The sequence below is a fragment of the Prevotella falsenii DSM 22864 = JCM 15124 genome, from assembly GCF_000613945.1.
GTDB classification, from domain to species: Bacteria; Bacteroidota; Bacteroidia; order Bacteroidales; family Bacteroidaceae; genus Prevotella; species Prevotella falsenii.
The window spans coordinates 64,945-87,323 of the sequence record NZ_BAJY01000005.1; the positions used below are offsets into that span (position 1 = coordinate 64,945).

A 22,379-nucleotide genomic window follows, 5' to 3' on the forward strand; every position below is an offset into this window, starting at 1 on the left:
TTAGAAACAAAGAACCTATACCAATATAAAAACAGATGATTTATGAAAAGTAAAAAGACAATTCAGGAAGAACAGATTTTAGTTAGAGTTACAGGACAAGACAGACCGGGACTTACAGCAGCTATCATGGGAATATTGGCAAAGTACGATGCACGTATTCTCGATATTGGTCAGGCTGATATTCATGCCACACTTTCGCTCGGTATCCTTATCCGAACAAGCGAAGACAATTCGGGTAAAGTAATGAAAGATTTACTTTTCAAAGCTACCGAATTAGGTGTAAACATTGGTTTCTCTCCTATTCCGGACGATGAATACGAAGATTGGGTAAACCAACAAGGCAAGAACCGATATATTTTAACCATTATCGGGCGTTCGCTTTCTGCAGAAAACATAGAAGCTACCACCAAGGAAATAGCCGGTCAGGGAATGAACATCGACTCCATCGTCCGTCTTACAGGTCGTCAAAGTATAAAGAAAGAAAACTACAACGTTCGTGCTTGTATAGAGTTTTCGCTTCGTGGGACACCGAACGACTACGTTCAGATGCAAGCCGGATTGATGAAAATGAGCCAAGAACAAGGCATTGACTTCTCGTTACAGAAAGATAACATGTATCGTCGTATGCGTCGCCTTATTTGTTTCGATATGGATTCAACCCTTATTCAAACAGAATGTATCGACGAATTGGCAAAAAAGGCAGGTGTAGGCGACAAGGTGAAGGAGATTACAGAACGTGCCATGCGTGGAGAAATAGACTTTAAAGAAAGTTTCAAGGAACGTGTCGCGCTCTTGAAAGGTCTTGATGCCAACGTAATGCAAGAGATTGCAGACAACTTCCCCATAACAGAAGGTGTAGACCGCTTAATGACAGTATTGAAAAACTGTGGTTATAAAATTGCCATTCTTAGTGGAGGATTTACTTTCTTCGGCGAGTTTTTACAAAGAAAATACGATATTGACTATGTCTATGCAAACGAATTGGAGATAGACGAAAACAACAAACTGACAGGAAACTTTGTTGGAGATATTGTAGACGGACGCCGAAAAGCAGAACTATTAAAGCTTATAGCACAGGTTGAAAAGGTGAATTTGGCACAAACCATTGCTGTTGGCGATGGTGCTAACGACCTGCCAATGCTTGCAGAAGCCGGCTTAGGTATTGCATTCCATGCAAAACCACGTGTAAGAGAAACTGCCGAACAGAACATTAGTACTATCGGACTCGACGGCGTTCTTTACTTCTTAGGATTTAAAGATAGCTATCTTGGCGAGGCAGGCAAGCTCTAAAAGCGGTTCTTGCCTATACATAACATGCATTTAAACACAAAGTTTCCATTCCCTGTGCCCACTATTTAAAGAGGGAAACGGAAATGGAAACTCTGTTTTAATATTCGTTTATGGCTTGACCGGTCTTATACAGAAACCATAATACCGCTGACTAACATTGGTGCCATTGATGTTATTATAATCGAAAAACAAATGACGTGCCAACCTATCATCAACAGAACTGACCGATGAAGTCCAATAATATCCATTAAATCCCACTGCATATGGGCTATCATCGTTCATACAACCACCGGCAGGCAGGAAGATACGATTACCATTTGGTCCTGTAACCCAGTAGCCATAGTGTCCGTTTTCCTCGTCTTCTTGCCATTTCCAAGTACACTTCTCCACTAATTCTTTCATTTCAGATGTCGTCGGAATGCGCCAAGTACTTCCCAATACAACAGTAGCTGCATCGTCGTTAGTCTCCAAAATCGTTTTTCCATCAGTGGAATTATACTTTGTCATCGTTGCAGAGGCAGCATCAGCATATTTATATTTCTCCCAATTATATACTTTTTTGATACCGGTTTCGCCCCAAGCATAGTAGTTGCCATAGGCTTCGGGGGTCTCTGCTCCAACATTGCATGCACCCCATTTCACGCTCAATCCTAAGTCTACGGAAACCATTTGGTGCGTCGTATTTGGAAAGGTTACGCTGTCTATCTGCTCAATGGTTGTTGAATTGCCGCCTTTCCATATCTTAACACTGACCTTCTGTTGTGCCAATGCCACCGACACTACTGCAAAAAGAATGAGTGATAATATATGTTTTCTCATCATAACCGATTGCTTTACTTATGTACAGGACGAACAGGAACGCCATAGTTACGCCCTATGCGGTCGTCTAATTGATGCTTATCCGACTGGAAAGTAAGTCCTTGCGCATACATTTTAACATAAGCCTGTTCTCCCTCGCGTAACGTATTAGACAGATAATAGCCAAATTTTCCACCGTAATAAGGATTTGTTGTGAACATCACACCTGCTGCCGGAAGGAAGATAGAATTACCGTTCTTGCCCGTTACCTTATATCCATTCACATTATTAATAGCAGTCCATTCCCATGTACAGTCGTCTACCAATTCTTTAATCTCCACCGGAGTAGGCATGCGCCAGCCTTCACCCAAATTGGCTGTTGCAGCATCGTCTTCCGGGTCAAGCACTGTTTTGCCATCTTTCACACCATATTTCTCGAAATTATTACGGTCAGTGCCATGCTTGTAAGTCTTCCAGTCGTAGTCTTCTTTGGTTTCTGTGTCTCCCCATTGATAGAAATTACCGAAATCTTCAGGATTTTTTGCACCGATATTGCAAGTGCCCCACTTTACGCTAAGCCCCAAATCAACATAGGTTGCATTGACTGTTGCCTTAACGAATGTAATACTATCCACAGCCTGAATTGTTTGAGATTCTGTCCCATGCCATACAATTATATCATGAGTATTTTGTGCGTTTGCCCCCAAAGCGAGCATTGCAGTAAAGATAAAAGATAATATTTTCTTCATATTGTGTATTTTTTGATTTATATTAGTAATAGTAAAATAATGCCATTGAATTTATCGAGTAAATTTAAAAGATACCCCCGACTGTGTCCGTGCGATATAAATACCACCGGATTGTTTCATTGGTAGAGCCAATGTAACATCATTTTGCTTGGAAATAGCAGTTGCTACCAATTTTCCCGTGGTATCATAGACACTGACACGTTCGCCATTTGGAAGTCCGGAAACGTTCAGTCCGTTCGCATTAATGCGAAAGACCACATTGCTGTTGATGTTGTCTTTGGCAGAAGATATACCACTGGGTTGGACTTCTCCCCAACATACTCGCTTTACTTCATTGTAATCATAACTGACGGTTGTTTCGGTGGTGCGAATTTCCAGCATCGCACCAATCACCATCGTGGGCTTACCGGAAAAGGCAAAACCTACAATTGAGCCGTTTTTCAGTTGTAACAACACTCCGTCCTCACCCATAGCTCCGAGAGTTATCAGTAAGGTCATTGCAAGAATTAAATACCTTAGTTTCTTCATAATGTGAATTTTATTAACGTTGATATTGCAAAATAATAGGTTTTTCAGCAAATAAACAAAAGCGAGATATGGACATCACATAGACAACATATCAAATATTTGTTAAAATTAAACGATAATCTACAGAAATCATTACCTTTGTTATAAAATTGCTCTACCATGACAATCTTTCAATCAAAGCATACACATATAATATCAATTCTGATACTGTTGGCTACCACACTTACGATTATTGGTTGCTCTTCGTTTATTGATAAAGAAGAGAAAGTGCATGCCGACAGTTTGTTGAACAGTTCATATTTGGAGATAATCAATTATTCCTTTGTCAAGGCTTATAAGAATATTTCCGATGCACAGACTATTTATGAGAAAACGAACAATCAAAAAGGACAAGCAATATGCCACATACATCTCGCACTATTGTATGAAGGCATTGGACTTTGGAGGGAAGCATGGACTTACCTTAAAAAGGCACAAACCACGGTATCTCAACTTAATCCAATAGAAAAATATCGGTACTACTATGCTAATACCGTCTACTTGATACAGCATAATAAAGACTATGCCGGGGCTGAACGGGTGATGACACATGCCATTGCCAACGATCGTCGCATATCAAATAAAGTTTTTCTCCAAGCCGACTTAAGTAATTTGGCAGAAATATACATCAAGCAAGGAAAGGTAAAAGAGGCTTCGGAAATTCTTAACAAACTGGACAAGCAAGCCAATAAATTCTTTTATACCCAACTTATGTATTGTCGGTTACTCATAGCAAAGCAGTGCGGACAAATCGATTCCATTTATACCTATGCACAAAAATGTCTTGAACAGAGTGTGCGTTTCAGGCAATTGAACATTCAAGTCGAAGCATTGCAGGCAATGACGCACATCGATTCAGCACGTCAGGACTATCGCGCCTTTGTCAATCATTTCACACAGTATTACTACATGCGCGATTCGCTGAACGGAGCAATGGCAACTTACAAGATAGGACAAATACAAGAAAAAGCCAAAATCGAGACCGAACAGCTCAAAGCACGTGAGGAAATGAAGGTGCAACGCATACTCCTGCTACTCGTTGCCGTCGTTGCCGGATTAATAATATGTGTGTCAGTCTTGTTTTATTATCGAACCAAACAGCGCAAACGAATAGTGGAACTCGAGGCGAAGGAACTGTCTGACAAACTCAAACGTACAGAATTAGAAAAAGAACTGTCAAAACTCAAGATGAAGGCAGAGCAGGAAAAACTGGCAAAATCGCAACAAGAGAATATATCAATGTCGTTGCAATTGGCAATGCTCAGCGACCCGAAGGAGAAAAAAAGAATGCAGTTCTTTGACGAACAGTTTCAACTTATTGAGAATGACTTTTGTCGCCGGTTAGAAAAACAATATCCAACCATTACCAAAGCAGAGAAACGGCTGGTATGCCTCATAAAGACAGGACTTGATGCGCACGAGATTATGTCGGTGCTTAATATATCCGGAGCCGGACTCTATAAACTTCGCTACCGACTCAGAAAACGCTTGGGGCTCGATAACGAGAACTTAGAGAAATACATTCAGCAGATGGAATGAACGGTTGTTTAAGATTTTACCGATATTCGGAAATGGGATAGGCGCATAACTTCATCTTTCCGGATAGGCATATCTTTTAGATTTATACTCCGTTTTTCCTACACATACCTTATTATATATAGGTGAAAAAAAATGATAAAACCGTAAATATTTTTCGCAAACGCAACTCCCACATAACCTCCTATACATCAACACATTACAAAACCTATTGTTTTGCGTTCCAAAACCGTAGGTTTTGCACGGTAAAAGCGTAGGTTTTACAATGCAAAACCTACGGTTTCGCAACGCCAAAGCGATTATATCACTTTTTAACAGAATTATCTTTACAAAACCGATGCACTTGCTGCATCTGCCAAAAGTAAGAAAAATGAAAATCGTTCCCTCTGATAAAATCCTGCCAAACCTTGTTGAAGTCTGTATTGAACTTCCAATTTGATGCTCGTAGTCCTTAAGAACTTGCAACCTTAAAGAATACCTTTACTAAACACAAGCAACTTTGTTAAACACAGATTGTAAAGGAATTATCCTCTGAAATCCAAGAAACCCTCTTCCCATTTATGCGAAGCATCGCCACTCACGGAAAGTCCAAGTAAACGGATAGTACGACGTCGATACTCCGTTTGATGCAAAAGATACTTTGCCAAAGGCAAAATATCGTCTTTTGTTTTCAATATCTTGCCTACTGTTATGCTTCGTGTAATCTGACTTTTGGTGTCCCACTTTAGCTTTAAAGACAAGGTATGACCTTCAAAATTACTTTTGCTAATTCTTTCAACTAACTCTATAACAATATGATAAAGCTCTATTATAACTTTCGACTCCGTATTTAAGTCTTCCAAAAAAGTTTGCTCGCAACCTACCGACTTACGTTCGCGATAAGCCTCAACGGGGCGGTTATCTATCCCACGGGCAAAATCGTAAAGTACGGAACCCGATTTTCCAAACACTTGCACCAAATGCGAAAGCGAAACTTTACGCAGCTGTTCGCCTTTATAGATACCCATTTTGTACATAGTCGCCGCCGTTTTAGGGCCAATTCCCCAAAACTTCCTTATAGGTAATTCCGCTATAAAGTCTAACGCTCTGTCGGGGTGTACCGTGAAAATGCCATTCGGTTTACGGTAGTCTGAGGCTATTTTCGCCAACAGTTTATTATAACTTACACCTGCAGAAGCTGTTAGATGTGTTTTGCGGAGTATCTCTTCTTTCACCCTTTTCGCCAAATCAACAGCCAATTCTATTCCCAATTTATTATGAGTTACATCGAGAAAGGCCTCGTCCAACGAAATAGGCTCCACTAAATCTGTATATCTATGGAAGATATGATGAATTTGTTGCGAAACCTCTTTATATTTTTGAAAATGCGGTTCAACAACAAGGAGGTTAGGGCAACGCATTTTTGCTTGAGCCAAGGGCATAGCCGAGCGCACTCCATACTTTCGAGCCTCGTAACTTGCCGTAGTAACAACACTGCGTGGGTGGTCGTGGCACACCACCAACGGCACACCTTTTAACTCCGGAGCGTCTCTTTGTTCCACAGAAGCAAAGAAGGCGTCCATATCTATATGGATTATTTTACGCAATATTGAGTTTTTCTTGTGCAAAGATACGCAAAAACATAAGTATTTAAGAAAAAAGCATTATCTTTGCAACAAATTTCACAAAATAGAGTTTATATATAAGTGGGCACTATGTAATAGCCGTCCACTTTCTGATGTTCAGCCCATAGGTCGGATATTCAGAAGAACTTTGAATAAGACAGTAATAAGAACCGAGCAAACAATGAGTAAAGCAACACACACCGATGCCATGGGTAGCATACAGCGAGGCGTAAAAAGAGCCTCCGATTTTACTATGGCTGCACTTGGATTAATTTTGCTTTCGCCTATATTCGCCATTATTTCAGTCTTGATGAAATGCCAAGGAAATGGACCTATATTCTTTCGACAAATACGCATTGGATATAAAGGGGAACCATTCGTCATACTTAAATTCCGCACTATGAGTAGTATCGTGGAGGAAGAAAAGCCACAATTGGTAGCAAAAACAAATTGCAAGAACTCTACGCCGCTCGAGCAATTTCTCCGTGGGCACCATCTCGACGAACTGCCCCAATTATGGAATGTGTTGCGTGGCGATATGTCGTTAGTAGGTCCGCGCCCCGAACGCAAATACTTTATCGACAAGATTATGGAGCATACCGACCTCTATCCTGTCATCTATAAAATGAGACCGGGACTAACTTCGGAAGCCACACTCTATAACGGATATACTGATACAATGGAAAAGATGCTGCGACGTCTCGAAATGGATATAAGCTACTTTGAAAGGCGTTCGGTCTGGCTCGACTTCAAAATTATCATTAAAACATTTATAAACATCGTAAGTGGAAAGAAATTTTAAATAAATATGAAAAGATACGTCCTTTTACTCTTTGTTATGCTAAGTGCCCTGAGCATTTATGCACAATCGGGTATGACCGATACACAGGTTATGGAGTTTATTGTAAAAGAGCATAACAAGGGAACATCGCAAACACAGATTGTTACCAAACTGATGCAAAACGGTGTAGACATTTCTCAAATCAGAAGAGTCAGAGACACATACGAGAAGATGAAGAAAGGAAATTCTTCATTGGGTGCTGCATCAAGCAACGATAACAATACCGAGCGGAGTAGGAAAAACAATGGGCAGCAACGTCCGGGAATGAGCAAAAAGAAGATTGCAGAAAAAACAATGCAAGACTATGAAGACTCGGAAAATGAAGCCAACAAATATTCAAATAAGCGATTGGATTCCGAATCCGATTATCAAAACACATACAATGAAGAAGACGAAGATTTCCTTTTGATACAAGAGGAAATGAATGATTGGTTGCCACAAGACACTGCCACAATGTATAAAAACCTTGTGAAGCAGATGAAGAAAAAGAAAAAGCAAGTTTGGGGACGCAATATTTTCAACAATAAAAACTTGTCGTTCGAGCCTAATATGAATATGGCACTCCCTGCAAACTATCGTTTGGGGCCGGGCGATGCTGTATTTATCGATATTTACGGTGCATCGCAAAAGTCGTATGAAACGACTGTCGCACCCGATGGAATTGTTACATTAGACGTTTTTGGTCCTATCCAAGTGAGTGGGCTCACCGTAAAGCAAGCCAATGAAAGAATCAGGGCAAAATTAGGCAAACGTTATACCAATTCCAAGATTAGACTTTCAGTGGGACAAACCCACACCATAATGGTGAACGTGGTAGGCGAAGTAAAAGCACCGGGAACTTACACGTTATCAGCTTTTACAACTGTATTCAATGCGTTGTATATGGCAGGAGGCATCACCGACCTTGGCACACTTCGTAATATTAAGGTTTATAGACAAGGACGACTTATAAGCACAGTCGATGTTTACGATTTCTTGAAACGTGGAAAACTAACGGGCAATGTTCGATTGGCAGACAACGACGTTATTGCCGTTGATGCTTACGAGGTACTTGTAAATGTTAGTGGAAAGGTGAAACGTCCAATGTATTATGAAATGAAGCGCAACGAAAGTCTTGGCGCACTCATCAACTATGCAGGGGGCTTTGCCGGCGATGCCTATACGAAGTCTGTTCGTGTAAGAAGAAAAACGGGTCGCCAATACTCCATATACAATGTAAACGAGTTCGATATGAACCGCTTTAAGCTCTCTGACGAAGACTCTATCAGCGTTGATTCCGTTATACCACGTTACGAAAATATGGTGGAAATAAAAGGAGCTGTATTCCGCCCCGGTATGTACGAAGTAGGCGGACAGATTAACAGTGTACGTGCATTGGTAGAAGCAGCAGAAGGTCTTACTGAAGTAGCCTTCGGACCACACGCAGTTATGCACCGTATGAAAGCAGACCGCACGTTGGAAGTAGTTTCGGTAGACGTAGAAGGTATCTTACTTGGGAAAGTTGCCGACATACCTTTACAGAATGAAGATGTACTGTTTGTGCCGACACGAACCGACGTACAAGAAGAGCAGACACTAACCATTTATGGAGAAGTACTATATCCCGGCAAATATAAATATGCAGATAATGAAACACTTGAAGATTTCATTTTGCAGGCCGGTGGGTTAAAGCAAACAGCATCTACGGTAAGAGTTGATATTTCAAGAAGAATTGTAAATCCACAGGCAACGGTATCCGACTCTATCATTGCTCAAAGTTTCACATTCAGTTTGAAAGACGGTTTTGTCATTGACGGACAACCGGGATTTATTCTTGCACCTTTCGACCAAGTGTTTGTACGCAAAAGCCCCGGTACAACAAAACAACAGAATGTAAGCATTGAAGGGGAAGTGCTATTTGAAGGAAACTACTCACTTACAGGACGCAATACTCGCTTAACAGACATATTCAAAGCTGCAGGTGGTGCAACGGATTTAGCTTACATACAAGGAGCAAGATTGGAACGCAAACCCAACAAAATTGAGAAAATGCGTATGGAAGCTGTTTATAAGATGCAGATGGAACAGGAAAACAAGAGTTTCCTCGACCTTGCTGCAAAGAGTTCGAATGCAGCCGGTATTCTGCAGGCTTCACAGCAAACAAAAGATTCACTGCTGAAAAAGTTTGAAATTCCAGAGAGTTACCCTGTCGGAATTGAATTAGACAAAGCATTGGCAGCACCGGGCAGCGATGCCGACCTTATTCTTCGAGAAGGCGACCGCATTATCATTCCACAATACAATGGTACTGTAAAAATCAATGGCGCAGTAATGTATCCAAACACTGTAAGTTACCGTGAAGGTAAAAACGTTGCCTACTACATTGACCAAGCAGGTGGATTTTCTTCTGACGCAAAAAAAAGCCGCACCTATATATTATATATGAACGGTACACTTGCAAAAGTTGGGCACAATGCGAAAGTCCGACCAGGTTGCGAAATAATTGTTCCAAGCAAATCGCGTGCTAAGATGAGTCTTGCCGAGCTTATGACCATCGGCTCAAGTACATCAAGTATGGCAGCCGTGCTGGCTACACTTGCCAACATCTTGAAATAGAAAGTAAATGTATAATGAAGAGGGAAAACGAAATTAATAAATCGTATCTATATACAAGTATGTCCTTTAAAGATATGCTTGTATGTGGTTTCCCATTCAATAGAGCACGTAATAAAACAGATAGATTAGTTTTAAAGGCTAACAATACTACCATATTAAAAGCATCAAATTAATGGAAAACGAAGAAAATGTAAAACAAATAGATTTACGGTTGGTGTTTAAAAGAATTAGAGAACATAAGAAGCTATTCTTCATAACACTCCCAATCGTTATTGCATTATCATCTTATATCATTCTTTGTGTACCAAGAACATACACAAGCGAGACCGCTATGGCACCAGAAGCGAGTCCATCAATGGATGTTGGTGCTTTGGGAGATATAGCCTCTTCGTTTGGTCTCGATTTGCCAACAGGAAAAAGTGCAGATGCCATTTCTCCTTTGATTTATCCTGACCTGATGAAAGATAATGGCTTTGCAACAGCATTATTCAAGGTAAATGTGCAAACCATTGATAAAAAAATCAACACAGACTATTATGATTATCTAAAACACCATACAAAAACAACATGGTGGGAGAAAGCTTATATATGGGCGTTACAAAAGCTATCGCCTAAAAATACAGCAAACTTTGCTCCGGAGAAATTCAACCCTTACCAGTTATCAAAGATTGATAATGACCTTGTAAAAGGAATGAGAGATAATATAAAAATAAGTACTGATAAAAAAACCGGCATTATAAGCATTGCTACAGTAGCGCAAGACCCTATGGTAGCTAAAATGCTTGCAGATGCTACAAGAACACAACTACAGAAATATATTATTGAATATAGAACGAAGAAGTTAAGAAACGATGTTGATCATTATCAGAGCCTTGTAAACCAAGCTAAGAAAGAATACGAAAAGGTGCGTAAGGAATATGGGAAAATAAGTGATGCCGATATAGACGTGGTGCTGGAAAGTATAAAACTAAAGCAAAACGATTTGGAAAATGATATGCAGCTGAAATACAACACTTACACTACTCTTACTGCACAACTTAAAGCTGCTGATGCAAAGCTGCAAGAGCACACTCCTGTTTTTACAACTATCCAAGGCGCAGAAGTTCCTGTAAAACCTTCAGGACCTAAGAGAATGTTATTCGTAATTGGGGTCGTCTTCATTACATGTATTATTATTACAATATATTCAATACGTGATATAATACTTGCGGAATGATGTTTTCCTTTCTAAATGATAAAAAAATAGAAGGAGGAGCAAAGACTATTGCCTCGAACACACTCGTACTTTTTGTACGAATGTTGTTAATGACATTGGTAAGTCTCTATACCGTTCGTTGCGTACTGAATGGATTAGGGATCTCTGATTATGGTGTTTTTAATGCTGTTGCAGGCATTGTAACTGCAAGCACATGTCTGAGCAGCGTCTTGGGGCTTTCTACACAACGCTTTTATTCATTCGCTATAGGCAAAGGGCAGACTAAACGCCTAAGAGAAATATTTTCAGCAAGTCTCAACTTGGTAATTATCTTATCGGCTCTGCTTCTCATCGTACTCAGTACAATTGGACTATGGTTTGTCAATACACAACTGAATATTCCTATTACCAGACTACCTGCAGCACAATGGCTATTTATACTATCGCTTATTGCATTTATTTTCAGCATCCTACAGATCCCATATATGGGAGCTGTATTTGCACATGAGGATATGGGAATCTATGCCTTGATTTCAATATTAGATTGCTTGTTAAAATTGATTGTTGCTATTAATATTGAGAAGGCACCGTTCGATCATCTTATATTTTATGGTGTCGGGTTATCCATTATAGCACTGCTCAACCTATTGGCATATATCTTCATAGCTAAGCATAAATATAAAGAATGTAAATACCAAAAAGTTAAATCGAAAGAAACACTGAAAGAGTTAATAACTTTCTCAGGGTGGACCTTTTATGGAGCATTAGCAGGTGTAGGCATGACACAAGGTAGTACAATACTACTTAATATTTTCTTTGGACCAATTATCAATGCAGCTTTTAATATTGGAAATCAGGTATACAATGCTTTAAATACACTTAGCAACAGTATTGTACTTGCTTTCCGACCTGCTATGATTAAGGCTTACTCAGGAGAAAAAAACGATTATCTTGCTCGACTTTTTTCTATCAGCAATAGGGTTTTGCTCCATTTACTTATTTGCATTGCAATACCACTATTAGTGGAAACAAGATCTTTCCTTACTTTATGGTTAGGTAATATAACAGACACAATGGTTACTTTCACGCAATTGTATGTCATTTATGAAATTATATTAACGCTACATAACCCCATTACCATCATTGTTCAAGCAACAGGAAAGGTAAAACACTACTCTATCATTGTTGAATCTATGATTATTTTATGCCTTCCCATATCATGGATTTTATTTAAAATGGGGTTTTCACAACAATATTTGTTTTATATAATGATAGGAATATGCTCAATGGCGCATATAGCTCGCTTATTACTTCTTAAGAGAATTTATCCAAACTTCAAATTATCAAACTATATTTGGAAGATTATCCTACCAGCCATGGCTACATTCTGCATCACCTATGGTGGTATTATATATATTCATTCGCAAGTACAGAGTACCATACTTCGGCTTCTTGCAGTCTGCAGTTTTTCACCTGTACTCGCTACGTGTGCGGCATACTTCGTTGGAATATCTCTCGAAGAACGAAAATTTATTCATCACTATATCAGTAAAAAAAGATAATGGGATATATTCTTGCCATCGTTTTCATATCTACACTACTGGCATGTTTCATTGAGAAATATATGAAACGAGCACAGTTTCCAATTTTCATACTATTAGGCATAGTTTTGATTATTGTTGCTGGCTTCCGCGAAATAGGAATAGATCCAGATTCTCTCAATTACGCAACATTATATCTGCATCCATATAATTCATCTGTAACAGAACATGTTGAGTACTCTTTTATTTTAATAGCCACACTATTAAACAATATATCTGATTCTCCTCATGCTATTCTGCTCGTCTATGCTATTATGGGCGTATCATTGAAAATGATAGCTTTCAAAAAATATTCAGAGCATTATATTCTGATGCTTGCAATCTATCTCTGCTATTTCTACGAACTCCACGAGCTAACACAAATCAGAGCTGGAGTTCTTTCTGGTTGCTTTCTAATTGCTGTTCTCTACATTGCAGAGCGGAAAAGACAAAAAGCTGCGCTACTTCTCTTTATCGGTGGACTATTCCACATATCTGCAATTTCTCTATTTCCAACACTTTTTTTTAGGAAATAAACCATTAAACAAAAAAACGCGCCTCGTATTATATTTATCAGTTCCTATAGGTTATATCCTCTATTTCATGGGAACATCCATATTATTCAATGCCGACCTCCCTATTATTGGCGACAAGCTAGTATTATATCAAGAAGCTATGGAAAAAGGAGATAGTATCGTAAAATTAGATTTATTCAATCCTGTGTATCTATTGAATATTTTCATATTCTACTTCCTTCTCATATTCCATGAAACCATTACGAAAAATATTAAGTATGCACCTCTCCTACTGAAAGTATATGCTATAGGATTAGTTCTTTATACATCATTAGGATTTCTCCCCGTACTCTCATTGCGCCTTAGCGAACTTTACTACATTGTGAATATTTATATGATAGGTTCACTCTATTACACTATAAAACCACGATGGGCAGGGCTGCTAATAATATCAATGATTTGCATTATACTGTATGCATTCGGTCTGCCCCATATGGGCTTAATAAATATAGTAAAACTATAAATACAATAATGAAAGCAAGAGTTATAGCATATTATTTACCACAGTTTCACCCTATTCCTGAAAACGATGAGGCATGGGGTAAAGGTTTTACTGAATGGACAAATGTTGCACAAGCAAAACCACAATTCAGAGGACATTATCAACCACATATACCGGCAGACCTTGGTTTCTACGACTTGCGTTTGCCTGAAATCAGGGAACAGCAAGCTGCATTCGCAAGAGAATATGGCATTGAAGGTTTTTGCTATTATCATTATTGGATGGGAAATGGCAAACTACTGCTTCAACGTCCTTTCCAAGAAGTTCTAAAATCGGGTAAGCCCGACTTCCCTTTCTGCCTTTGCTGGGCAAACCACGAATGGACAACAAAAACTTGGCAGAAAGATGGAAAGAACAAAGTTATAGCTCCAATGGAATATGGCGGAGAGAAAGATTATATAGAACATTTTAATTATGTACTTCCGGCTTTTAAAGACAAGAGATATATTACGATTGACGGAAAGCCTGTTTTTGTAATATATGACCCCTATCACTTTAAAGATGTAAGCATCTTTATGGAGATATGGAGAAAGTTGGCAGAAGAAACCGGATTACCCGGAGTCTATTTTATTGCACAAATAGCTAACACATCAACTATCAAACGCAATGCCGATGGAAGTTTAACTCGTGTCATACCAAATTTAGAGAATAGCAAAGAAGTATATAACAATATTCTTGCTTTAGGGTTTGATGGTATCAATTCTTATGGAAAATCGCGGGGAGAAATGTGCTATCAAGGCAAAACCATGCGTATAGTTAAACAAATCTTACATAAGAAGCTGCCATTCTTACCTTCACTCAAATTAGAATATTCAAAGGTTGTAAGTAACTTCTTTGCCCCTGAAGATAAATGGGATAATGTATATCCTATGATTATACCGGGCTGGGACAGAACACCACGTGCAGGAAACAGTGAAGGAATTTATATAAATTCGACACCGGAGAATTTCAAAAAACATATCGAACAAGCATTGAATATAATTGAATCCAAACCAAAAGAACATAAAATCCTGTTCTTGAAATCATGGAACGAATGGGGCGAAGGCAATTATGTTGAGCCTGATTTGAAATACGGACATGCTTACTTAGATGCAATAAAGGAGAATATATTATGAAAAAAATACTTTTGACATTCGGAACACGTCCGGAAGCCATAAAGATGGCACCGCTTATCTTGGAATTAAACAAACACCGTGATAAAGTAGAAACAATAGTATGTGTAACCGGTCAGCACCGCGAAATGCTTGACCAAGTTTTATCTATATTTAAAATAAAACCCGACTATGACTTGAATATCATGAAGAAAGGACAGGATTTGTATGATATTACAAGCAAGGTGTTATTAGGATTACGAGACATTTTCAAGCAAACCCAACCCGATTTAGTATTGGTTCACGGCGACACCACTACCTCTATGGCTGCCGCTTTGGCTGCATACTACCAGCAAATACCGGTTGGACACGTCGAAGCAGGATTGCGCACTTATAACATATATAGCCCATGGCCCGAAGAAATAAACCGCCAGCTGATAGGAAGAATTTCGAATTATAACTTCGCGCCTACTTCTACAAGTTCTGAAAACTTGCTCAACGAAGGCGTAAGTCAAGCTTCAATCCACATCACAGGCAACACCGTCATCGATAGTTTATATTGGGTCGTCAATAAAATAAAGACTGATGAACAGCTGGATATTAAGCTAAAAGAAGAAATAAAGACTTTTGGTTACGACATCGACAGACTGCAAAGCAACAGACGTATGGTATTAATAACCGGGCATCGGCGCGAAAATCTTGGCGATGGCTTTATACATATCGCACAAGCCATTCAGGAACTTTCAACTCAATTCCCTGATGTAGACTTTGTATATCCTATGCACCTTAACCCCAATGTGCGCAAATCTATACATGAAGTCTTGGGCAACGACTTGTCGCACTTCTCCAATATGTTCTTCATCGAGCCTTTGGAATACCTGAGCTTCATCTACATGATGGAGAAAGCAGATGTTGTTCTGACAGACAGTGGAGGAATACAAGAAGAAGCACCCAGCCTTAAAAAGCCTGTTTTGGTAATGCGAGATACCACCGAACGCCCCGAAGCTGTTGAGGCAGGAACTGTTATTCTTGTCGGAACCGACAAGGATAAAATTGTCAGCAACGTTAGCAAACTATTGACAGACCACACCCGGTATCAGAAAATGGCAAAGGCTATTAATCCTTATGGAGATGGAAAAGCCTGCGAAAGAATTGTGAATATCTTGTTAAGTCTATAAATAATTCATTATGAAACTCGGACTGCTGCTACCAACCAACATTTATTTTTGTCCTTACGTCAAGATTTATACCGACATATTAGACAAAAACAACATTCAATACGACATCGTATATGCCGACAAGAGGGGACTGAAAGAAGAAGCTGCATACAGATATACCCGCAAAATAGATGATAAGGCAAACAAAATTGCCAAGTTATTATACTATTGGGGTTATTCAAGATTTTTACGTAAGACCATTAAAAGAGAGCAATACGACAAGCTCATCGTCTTTGGTCCTCAGGTGGCTATTTTCCTGAAATCATTCTTAAAGAAACATTACAAGAAGAAGTTCATACTGGATTATCGCGATTTATCCATCGAGCAAAACTTCAAAGGCATATACGGAGAACTTATGGAACTGTCGTCGCTGCATGTCGTTTCCTCTCCGGGCTTCATAAAATGCCTGCCCGATGTATGTAAATCCGTATTAAGCCACAACTTCGATATAAACATATTGAAGCAGGCTATCAACGATAACGATTTGTCATACACCATCAACAAGAAGGAAATCAACGTTTTAACGATAGGCGGTATCAGAGATTACGAGCAGAACGCTGCCATTATCGAGGCATTGGGCAACCGGGAAAACTTCTTGGTTTCGTTCGTCGGCAGAGGTATAGACGCTCCTCGTTTAGAGGAATTTGCAAAGAAAGGAAACTATAAAAATGTGGTATTCTCCGGCTATTACGACAAGAAAGACGAAACTTCAATCATCGGTAAAAGCACGATGATGAACATTTTCTATCCACGCAGGCTCTCGCACGATACAGCCTTGTCGAACCGTTTCTACAACTCCATATTCTTCCGAAAGCCTATGATAACAACCGCCGATACCATACAAGGAGAATATACAAAGAACTATAAATTGGGCTTGGCGATTACAAATACATCTAACCTTGCGGAAGAAATAACAACCTACTTAAACACTTTCGATAAAGAGGAGTACGAAGAAAATAGAAAGAAACTTCTTAAAGACTTCTATTCCGACTACGAGTTGTTCGAGGAGCAGGTTTTAGCTTTCTGCAGATAAGAACGTTTCGATACGTGCAGACAGCTACACAAAGGAAATTATACAGGCTTCTGCCTGAAAAAGGCATATACACTTTCGCTGAAAGTATGTATCTTTTCAACAAAAAGGTACATACTTTTTTCATTGAGAACATTATCGTTTTTGCGAAAAAGCACCTACGTTTTTGGCAGAAAGTATGGACGTTTTTCGGAATAGTACCTACGTTTCTGCAAAAAAGTACCTACGTTTTGGGCAAAAAGTACGTACTTTTTCTGCTAAAAATCTATCATTTAGGTCTAAGTAATTGGCTATGAACAGCCTTATGAGTTATGAAATGCAGTAGGTAATGATTTGGCGACCTATCTTCTGCAATGACACACAACGCTTTGCATAACTCGAATAACCTGTTGCAAAGGTAACATTATCTACGGAGAAAGACGAAACTTTCTCCGTTTTTCTTTTCTAATAGTTGTCTGTTCAGACAACGGCTTTCATTCTTTTCGTCTTATTCCTCACGATTATGGCAGTCTTTCTTGTGAAGGCTGCCTTTCGTTTTTTCGCTCTGTCCTCTCAGGTGTTCCTCTCCACATTCTACTCTATGTCTTCGCATCGGGATCGGTTGTTCGTTGTCAGCGGCAAAGGTAGTTCCGGGCTTTCACGGACAAAAAAGGTCGGGGCGGCAAGCCGTTTAGGCGACAATCTCCACACTTCCATTTCATTGCAGGTAGTATTCTCGCTATAAAACCTTGTTTGTCCTAAGCCCTACCTTTTACGCCCCTGAAACGAAACGACCGACCCGACGGAAAGACGCGTAAAAAAAATGTCGGAAACACGAGGACAGAGAACATTAAAATGGAAACTCAACTTCCTCACCTCTGGAATCCGCATAAAATCAAAAAAATCAGACAAGATGAAACAGAGATACAAAATATCAATTTGGGTGGCACTTGCACTCGCAGGCTCTCTCCTTTGGGGCGGAAGCGTCTGGTTTTGGCTGGCAGGGATATGTGCAGGAAAATTCCTATTTCGGTTACTCCTAACCATCGCTTTGGCAATCACAGCATACATCTTGGCTTATGCTCTCATTATTGGGGCAATACTTTGGTTACTCATTTCTTAAACAAACAGATATATGAAAAGAAGAAGCAAAACTATCGCACAACAATGCAGATACTACGAGGTGGACAACATCTTCGAGTATATGGTATCGGTTTACCTCAACGGAAACATATCCGCCTTTGGGGAATTATACAAGGAACTCGATCGGAAGGACAGAAAGGAGTTTATACTCTATCTCTTTTCAGAAGTTGAACCCATTCATATCCAAGAAATCATTTTAGCAACCATCTAAAAATAGCAACAATGGAAGCATTCAGATTTTACCAAGACAGAAAGGTTACTTGTTGGGAACGCACCCACTTTGAAGTAAAAGCCGAAAATTACGAAGAAGCCGTTGCCCTTGTCAAGTCGTGGCAAGGTGAGGACGTGCTTTGCTTTGAGGATGATGAGAATATCATCATCACAGACGGAGAGACCTTGTATGATACCTCCGAAAGTCTATCCGTAGAGGAAAACGGAGGACAGCCGACTATCGAAGTCTTCGCTAATAACGGAGAAGACATCATCAATAACAAACCCGATAACACAGAACTAATATGAGAACGGAAACAAGAACATACGAGGTATATAACCTCCACGAACTGACAAGAGAGTCACAAGCAAAGGCACACAGCCATTGGGCAGAACATTGCGACTATGGTTGGGCGGACGAGAACCGAAAGACCTTGCAAGCCTTTGAACGAAAATTCAATATCAAGGCGGATAGATGGTCATACGACAGTTGCACCTATTGGTATCGTTTCACTTCCCATTACAGCGAAGAGGAAGACAATATGAAAGGGACAAGACTTCTGAAATACCTTGTCAATAACTATTGGGAAGACTTATATCCACCCAAAACTTATTGGAGCAGAAACTACAAGAAGAAACGCAAGAGCCGTGTATTTGTTTCGGACGATTGTGTGCTGACGGGCTACTACATAGACTATGAAATCTTGAAACCTATATACGATTTCCTGAAAGCCCCCGATGACACCACCCTTTACGAACTTATGGACAGGTGCTTGGACGGATTTTTCAAGGCTTGCAGGGACGATATGGAGTACCAATCAGCGAGGAAGCCTTTGCCGAGAGTTGCGAAGCAAACGATTATGAGTTTCTATATGACGGAACATTATTCAACTGATTAAAACATAAAAGACAATGAAAGGTACAGAACATTTCAAGAGCGTAATCCAATGTTATTTGGAGAACCGAGCATCATACGATGAACTCTTTGCGGAGAATTTCCGCAAGGAAAACAAGAACATAGACGAGTGCATTACCTACATCCTGACGGAAGTCCAAAGAATGGGGTGTGCAGGTCTGTCCGATGAGGAAGTATATTCCCTTGCCGTGCATTATTACGACGAGGATAACATAGAGGTGGGCAAGTCCATCAACTGCCAAGTCGTGGTAAACCATACTATCGAACTTACAGAGGAGGAAAAAGCAGAAGCACGGAAAAAGGCTATCGAGCGATACCAAGCGGAGGAATACCGCAAACTGACCGCCAAGAAACCAAAAGCGGAGAAGCAGGTGGAACAGCAGATAGCACAACCCTCACTATTCGAGTTTTAACGACCCTTAAACAACAAAAGGAAATGGAAGCAAAGGATTTGAACGAAGCACGCATCTATGTAGGCACTTATGGCAAGTACAACAACGGCTCATTGCAGGGCGAATGGGTGGAACTTTCGGATTTCTACGATTTGGACGGCTTTATGGAGCGTTGTTCCGAGATACACGAGGACGAGGAAGAACCCGAATATATGTTCCAAGCGTGGGAGGAAATACCTGATGGTCTGATAGACGAAGGGCATTTGGATGAAAATTTCTTTGAACTTCGGGACGAGTTGGATAGACTGAACGACACGGAGAAAGAAGCCTTTTGGATGTGGGCGAACGGCAACAACGCCCACCTCACACAAGACGCTTACAGCCTTGTGAAGTCTTTCCAATCCGACTATATCGGAAGTTATGCAAGCAAGGAAGATTTTGCGGAGACACTTGCAAAAATGGAGAATGATTTATCCGATTTTGCATTGAGTTACTTCGACTTCTCCAAATATGCTGATGACCTTTTCGACACGGACTTTTGGTACAAGGACAGCTATGTATTTCGCAACAACTGATTAAGGAGGACAGATTATGAAACCGAGAAACAAGTTTGAGAAAGCAGTACTTTCTGAGAGCAAGAACTTACGACCGATAACCAAGACACAATGTAAGTGGGCTTTTCGTGAATGTATAGAGCATTTCGCTTATCGATTACCCAAAGGTCGTACCACGTGTATGGATTGTGGGCATAGTTGGATAATGGAGAAGACAACCGAACATGGCACTTGCCCTCATTGTAGAGCAAAGTTGCAAGTCCGAACGACTTTTGAACGTAAGATAAGACAGAGGCAATACTTTACGATACTTACCACTTGTGGAGAGTACCAAGTATTAAGAATGTTCCTCCTCTCCGCAGAAATGGAGAAAGGATGCAAAGCAACGTTCTACGTTATTGAAATTGGTCAGTATTGGTGGAACGCACAAGGACGAAAGACGATTATTGCCGTTCAGAGAGTACTGGGTAGATACATCGACACCTTTTCCTATTGCTCGCCTATGGCAGTCAGAAACGATAACGAAGCCTACCGCCATATATCATACTCTTCGATATATCCCAAGTTCAAGGCAACGGAAGCACTCCACAGAAATGGTTTTAGGGACGATTTTCACGACATCGCACCGACAATTCTCATTCCTGCCCTATTGTCCGACAGTCGTGCGGAAACATTGATGAAAGCAGGTCGAACCGAACATTTGAAATACTTCCTCAACAATTCAAGGACATTTGACGCTTGTTGGCAGTCCTATAAAGTCGCCACTCGCAACGGATATGACATAGAGGATATTTCGATATGGTGCGACTATGTGGATATGCTCCGAAGGTCGGGCAAGGACATACACAGCCCCAAATATGTTTGCCCTACCGACCTACATAGGGAACACGACCGCAGACAAAGCGAACTTCGCAAGCAAAGGGAAAAGGAAGAAAAGGAGAAGAAACGCAAAAAGGCAATGGAGGACGAGAAGCGTTTCCACGAACTCAAATCCAAGTTCTTCGGTATCTCATTCACGGACGGCACAATCCAAGTCCACGTTTTGGAGAGTGTGCAGGAACATTTGGAGGAGAGCGTGGCAATGCACCATTGCGTATTCGACAATGCCTACTATCTAAAAGAGAACTCGCTTATCCTTTCGGCTACCATTGAAGGCAAACGTATAGAAACTATTGAGGTCAATCTGGACACGCTCAAAGTGGTGCAAAGTCGTGGCGTGTGCAACAAGAATACGGAATATCACGACCAAATCGTTAGCCTTGTCAATGCCAACCGCAAACTGATAAGGCAGAGAATGAGAGCGACAGCATAAGCAACAATCACCAAAACATCACAGATATGAAAGCAGAAATAGAAAGCATCGTATGCAATTGGGCGGACGAGATACCCCATATCCTTATAAGGGTCATCAATGCCATTACCTTATCCGCCAACGAGAGGGAACTGAGGTCAGCCGTCAAGCGGATAGCCAAAGAAACGCAACTTGACAAGTTCTTTGCCTATGGTTACGGCACGCATCATTTTTGGCTTACCCACCGCAGGTTATCCAATGGAGAGCCGAAGGAACACAGATTACTAATTGCTGAATTTTGAGAATATGAAGAAGAGAGTTTACAGAGTACGGACGCAATATATCTTCGAGGGAGTGTTTGAGGTGGTTGCCGATAGCAGAGAGGATGCACGGCAAAAGGTCATTCAGAATTGCGGAATGGTGATGGGTGGAAGCATTCACAGCACTCTTCCTGATGAGGAAATCAATTGGGCTTTCTCCACGCACCCCGAAGTAAGGACGGGACAGATAACCGTTCAAGAAGAACGGACAGAGTAAAGCGGTCGGCTAATCTGCCGACCGCTCCTTTCTTTCGTGAGCATCGGGCGGACAAAGAAAGGAGCAAAGAAACCCCAATGAAAAACACTTCGTTACTTTTGACAGTGAGTTGAGACGGCTCAAAAGTAACAAAAAGTCATTTGGGGTAAGGATAATTCTATATGTTGCCATTTTGTTGCATCGAATG

At 40.4% G+C, this 22,379-nt stretch carries 23 protein-coding genes and 1 pseudogene; 19 read left to right on the plus strand and 5 right to left on the minus strand.

What is annotated here, in order from left to right; genetic code table 11:
• Window positions 1-42 precede the first annotated feature (42 nt).
• Complete coding sequence (gene serB / locus JCM15124_RS03285) at window positions 43-1,290, plus strand: phosphoserine phosphatase SerB (RefSeq protein WP_024998285.1); 1,248 nt, start codon at window positions 43-45, stop codon at window positions 1,288-1,290.
• Between the two features lie 108 nt (window positions 1,291-1,398).
• Here the strand turns inward: serB and JCM15124_RS03290 are convergent, their stop codons facing one another.
• Genes JCM15124_RS03290 through JCM15124_RS03300 form a run of 3 tightly spaced genes read right to left on the minus strand, consistent with a single transcriptional unit; the run spans window position 1,399 to window position 3,365 of the window.
• Window positions 1,399-2,112 (minus strand): fibrobacter succinogenes major paralogous domain-containing protein, encoded by a 714-nt coding sequence (locus JCM15124_RS03290; protein ID WP_024998286.1) that lies wholly within the window; start codon window positions 2,110-2,112, stop codon window positions 1,399-1,401.
• Window positions 2,113-2,123: 11 nt separating this feature from the next.
• On the minus strand, window positions 2,124-2,837 hold the full coding sequence (locus JCM15124_RS03295) for a hypothetical protein (protein ID WP_024998287.1): 714 nt from the start codon (window positions 2,835-2,837) through the stop codon (window positions 2,124-2,126).
• A 51-nt stretch (window positions 2,838-2,888) separates the two neighbouring features.
• Window positions 2,889-3,365, minus strand: coding sequence for a hypothetical protein (locus JCM15124_RS03300; RefSeq protein WP_024998288.1), 477 nt, complete (start codon window positions 3,363-3,365; stop codon window positions 2,889-2,891).
• Window positions 3,366-3,524: 159 nt separating this feature from the next.
• Between JCM15124_RS03300 and JCM15124_RS03305 the strand changes: the two genes are divergently transcribed.
• Window positions 3,525-4,943 (plus strand): helix-turn-helix transcriptional regulator, encoded by a 1,419-nt coding sequence (locus JCM15124_RS03305; protein WP_232220063.1) that lies wholly within the window; start codon window positions 3,525-3,527, stop codon window positions 4,941-4,943.
• Between the two features lie 521 nt (window positions 4,944-5,464).
• Here the strand turns inward: JCM15124_RS03305 and dinB are convergent.
• Window positions 5,465-6,526, minus strand: coding sequence for a DNA polymerase IV (gene dinB / locus JCM15124_RS03315; protein ID WP_024998291.1), 1,062 nt, complete (start codon window positions 6,524-6,526; stop codon window positions 5,465-5,467).
• A 199-nt stretch (window positions 6,527-6,725) separates the two neighbouring features.
• On the opposite strand from dinB, the gene JCM15124_RS03320 reads away from it, so the two are divergent.
• From JCM15124_RS03320 to JCM15124_RS03405, 17 genes and pseudogenes are all read left to right on the plus strand, one after another.
• A complete protein-coding gene (locus tag JCM15124_RS03320) occupies window positions 6,726-7,346 on the plus strand; it encodes a sugar transferase (RefSeq protein WP_024998292.1) in 621 nt (206 codons plus the stop codon).
• Window positions 7,347-7,352: 6 nt separating this feature from the next.
• The gene (locus JCM15124_RS03325) at window positions 7,353-9,980 is read left to right on the plus strand and encodes an SLBB domain-containing protein (protein ID WP_024998293.1); all 2,628 of its coding nucleotides are present in this window, start codon (window positions 7,353-7,355) and stop codon (window positions 9,978-9,980) included.
• Between the two features lie 172 nt (window positions 9,981-10,152).
• Entirely contained in the window at window positions 10,153-11,196 is a 1,044-nt protein-coding gene (locus JCM15124_RS03330; protein ID WP_024998294.1) for a GumC domain-containing protein, read from the plus strand.
• An 89-nt stretch (window positions 11,197-11,285) separates the two neighbouring features.
• Complete coding sequence (locus tag JCM15124_RS03335) at window positions 11,286-12,737, plus strand: oligosaccharide flippase family protein (protein ID WP_232220064.1); 1,452 nt, start codon at window positions 11,286-11,288, stop codon at window positions 12,735-12,737.
• Entirely contained in the window at window positions 12,737-13,291 is a 555-nt protein-coding gene (locus tag JCM15124_RS16400) for an EpsG family protein (RefSeq protein WP_232220065.1), read from the plus strand. Before JCM15124_RS03335 ends, JCM15124_RS16400 begins: the two co-directional genes overlap by 1 nt.
• Window positions 13,292-13,801: 510 nt before the next feature.
• A complete protein-coding gene (locus JCM15124_RS03345; protein ID WP_024998296.1) occupies window positions 13,802-14,947 on the plus strand; it encodes a glycosyltransferase WbsX family protein in 1,146 nt (381 codons plus the stop codon).
• On the plus strand, window positions 14,944-16,101 hold the full coding sequence (gene wecB, locus JCM15124_RS03350; RefSeq protein ID WP_024998297.1) for a non-hydrolyzing UDP-N-acetylglucosamine 2-epimerase: 1,158 nt from the start codon (window positions 14,944-14,946) through the stop codon (window positions 16,099-16,101). Before JCM15124_RS03345 ends, wecB begins: the two co-directional genes overlap by 4 nt.
• 10 nt (window positions 16,102-16,111) lie before the next feature.
• Complete coding sequence (locus JCM15124_RS03355) at window positions 16,112-17,173, plus strand: glycosyltransferase family protein (RefSeq protein WP_024998298.1); 1,062 nt, start codon at window positions 16,112-16,114, stop codon at window positions 17,171-17,173.
• Between the two features lie 889 nt (window positions 17,174-18,062).
• Window positions 18,063-18,272, plus strand: a complete 210-nt coding sequence (locus JCM15124_RS17095) for a hypothetical protein (RefSeq protein WP_024998300.1) — start codon at window positions 18,063-18,065, stop codon at window positions 18,270-18,272.
• A gap of 12 nt (window positions 18,273-18,284) precedes the next feature.
• Window positions 18,285-18,503 carry a hypothetical protein gene (locus JCM15124_RS03370; protein WP_024998301.1) on the plus strand — a complete coding sequence of 73 codons (219 nt, stop codon included), beginning with the start codon at window positions 18,285-18,287 and terminating at the stop codon, window positions 18,501-18,503.
• 11 nt (window positions 18,504-18,514) lie between these two features.
• On the plus strand, window positions 18,515-18,811 hold the full coding sequence (locus JCM15124_RS03375) for a hypothetical protein (protein WP_024998302.1): 297 nt from the start codon (window positions 18,515-18,517) through the stop codon (window positions 18,809-18,811).
• A pseudogene (locus JCM15124_RS13035) lies at window positions 18,808-19,397 on the plus strand (hypothetical protein). The gene JCM15124_RS03375 and the pseudogene JCM15124_RS13035 overlap by 4 nt, the downstream one beginning before the upstream one ends.
• A gap of 17 nt (window positions 19,398-19,414) precedes the next feature.
• The gene (locus JCM15124_RS03385) at window positions 19,415-19,831 is read left to right on the plus strand and encodes a PcfK-like family protein (protein WP_024998303.1); all 417 of its coding nucleotides are present in this window, start codon (window positions 19,415-19,417) and stop codon (window positions 19,829-19,831) included.
• A gap of 23 nt (window positions 19,832-19,854) precedes the next feature.
• Entirely contained in the window at window positions 19,855-20,385 is a 531-nt protein-coding gene (locus JCM15124_RS03390; protein ID WP_024998304.1) for an antirestriction protein ArdA, read from the plus strand.
• Between the two features lie 16 nt (window positions 20,386-20,401).
• Window positions 20,402-21,676 (plus strand): PcfJ domain-containing protein, encoded by a 1,275-nt coding sequence (locus tag JCM15124_RS03395; RefSeq protein ID WP_024998305.1) that lies wholly within the window; start codon window positions 20,402-20,404, stop codon window positions 21,674-21,676.
• 26 nt (window positions 21,677-21,702) lie between these two features.
• The gene (locus tag JCM15124_RS03400; RefSeq protein WP_024998306.1) at window positions 21,703-21,957 is read left to right on the plus strand and encodes a DUF8466 domain-containing protein; all 255 of its coding nucleotides are present in this window, start codon (window positions 21,703-21,705) and stop codon (window positions 21,955-21,957) included.
• 4 nt (window positions 21,958-21,961) lie between these two features.
• Window positions 21,962-22,192 carry a hypothetical protein gene (locus tag JCM15124_RS03405; RefSeq protein ID WP_024998307.1) on the plus strand — a complete coding sequence of 77 codons (231 nt, stop codon included), beginning with the start codon at window positions 21,962-21,964 and terminating at the stop codon, window positions 22,190-22,192.
• A gap of 9 nt (window positions 22,193-22,201) precedes the next feature.
• On the opposite strand, the gene JCM15124_RS16150 is transcribed toward JCM15124_RS03405, so the two are convergent.
• A complete protein-coding gene (locus JCM15124_RS16150) occupies window positions 22,202-22,363 on the minus strand; it encodes a hypothetical protein (protein WP_198019117.1) in 162 nt (53 codons plus the stop codon).
• Window positions 22,364-22,379 lie beyond the last annotated feature (16 nt).

Bases quoted from the DNA above. Each gene is read 5' to 3' on its own strand.
- serB (WP_024998285.1), top strand. From the start codon at position 43: ATGAAAAGTAAAAAGACAATTCAGGAAGAACAGATTTTAGTTAGAGTT.
- JCM15124_RS03290 (WP_024998286.1), bottom strand. From the start codon at position 2,112: ATGATGAGAAAACATATATTATCACTCATTCTTTTTGCAGTAGTGTCG.
- JCM15124_RS03295 (WP_024998287.1), bottom strand. From the start codon at position 2,837: ATGAAGAAAATATTATCTTTTATCTTTACTGCAATGCTCGCTTTGGGG.
- JCM15124_RS03300 (WP_024998288.1), bottom strand. From the start codon at position 3,365: ATGAAGAAACTAAGGTATTTAATTCTTGCAATGACCTTACTGATAACT.
- JCM15124_RS03305 (WP_232220063.1), top strand. From the start codon at position 3,525: ATGACAATCTTTCAATCAAAGCATACACATATAATATCAATTCTGATA.
- JCM15124_RS03320 (WP_024998292.1), top strand. From the start codon at position 6,726: ATGAGTAAAGCAACACACACCGATGCCATGGGTAGCATACAGCGAGGC.
- JCM15124_RS03325 (WP_024998293.1), top strand. From the start codon at position 7,353: ATGAAAAGATACGTCCTTTTACTCTTTGTTATGCTAAGTGCCCTGAGC.
- JCM15124_RS03330 (WP_024998294.1), top strand. From the start codon at position 10,153: ATGGAAAACGAAGAAAATGTAAAACAAATAGATTTACGGTTGGTGTTT.
- JCM15124_RS03335 (WP_232220064.1), top strand. From the start codon at position 11,286: ATGACATTGGTAAGTCTCTATACCGTTCGTTGCGTACTGAATGGATTA.
- JCM15124_RS16400 (WP_232220065.1), top strand. From the start codon at position 12,737: ATGGGATATATTCTTGCCATCGTTTTCATATCTACACTACTGGCATGT.
- JCM15124_RS03345 (WP_024998296.1), top strand. From the start codon at position 13,802: ATGAAAGCAAGAGTTATAGCATATTATTTACCACAGTTTCACCCTATT.
- wecB (WP_024998297.1), top strand. From the start codon at position 14,944: ATGAAAAAAATACTTTTGACATTCGGAACACGTCCGGAAGCCATAAAG.
- JCM15124_RS03355 (WP_024998298.1), top strand. From the start codon at position 16,112: ATGAAACTCGGACTGCTGCTACCAACCAACATTTATTTTTGTCCTTAC.
- JCM15124_RS17095 (WP_024998300.1), top strand. From the start codon at position 18,063: ATGAAACAGAGATACAAAATATCAATTTGGGTGGCACTTGCACTCGCA.
- JCM15124_RS03370 (WP_024998301.1), top strand. From the start codon at position 18,285: ATGAAAAGAAGAAGCAAAACTATCGCACAACAATGCAGATACTACGAG.
- JCM15124_RS03375 (WP_024998302.1), top strand. From the start codon at position 18,515: ATGGAAGCATTCAGATTTTACCAAGACAGAAAGGTTACTTGTTGGGAA.
- JCM15124_RS03385 (WP_024998303.1), top strand. From the start codon at position 19,415: ATGAAAGGTACAGAACATTTCAAGAGCGTAATCCAATGTTATTTGGAG.
- JCM15124_RS03390 (WP_024998304.1), top strand. From the start codon at position 19,855: ATGGAAGCAAAGGATTTGAACGAAGCACGCATCTATGTAGGCACTTAT.
- JCM15124_RS03395 (WP_024998305.1), top strand. From the start codon at position 20,402: ATGAAACCGAGAAACAAGTTTGAGAAAGCAGTACTTTCTGAGAGCAAG.
- JCM15124_RS03400 (WP_024998306.1), top strand. From the start codon at position 21,703: ATGAAAGCAGAAATAGAAAGCATCGTATGCAATTGGGCGGACGAGATA.
- JCM15124_RS03405 (WP_024998307.1), top strand. From the start codon at position 21,962: ATGAAGAAGAGAGTTTACAGAGTACGGACGCAATATATCTTCGAGGGA.
- JCM15124_RS16150 (WP_198019117.1), bottom strand. From the start codon at position 22,363: ATGGCAACATATAGAATTATCCTTACCCCAAATGACTTTTTGTTACTT.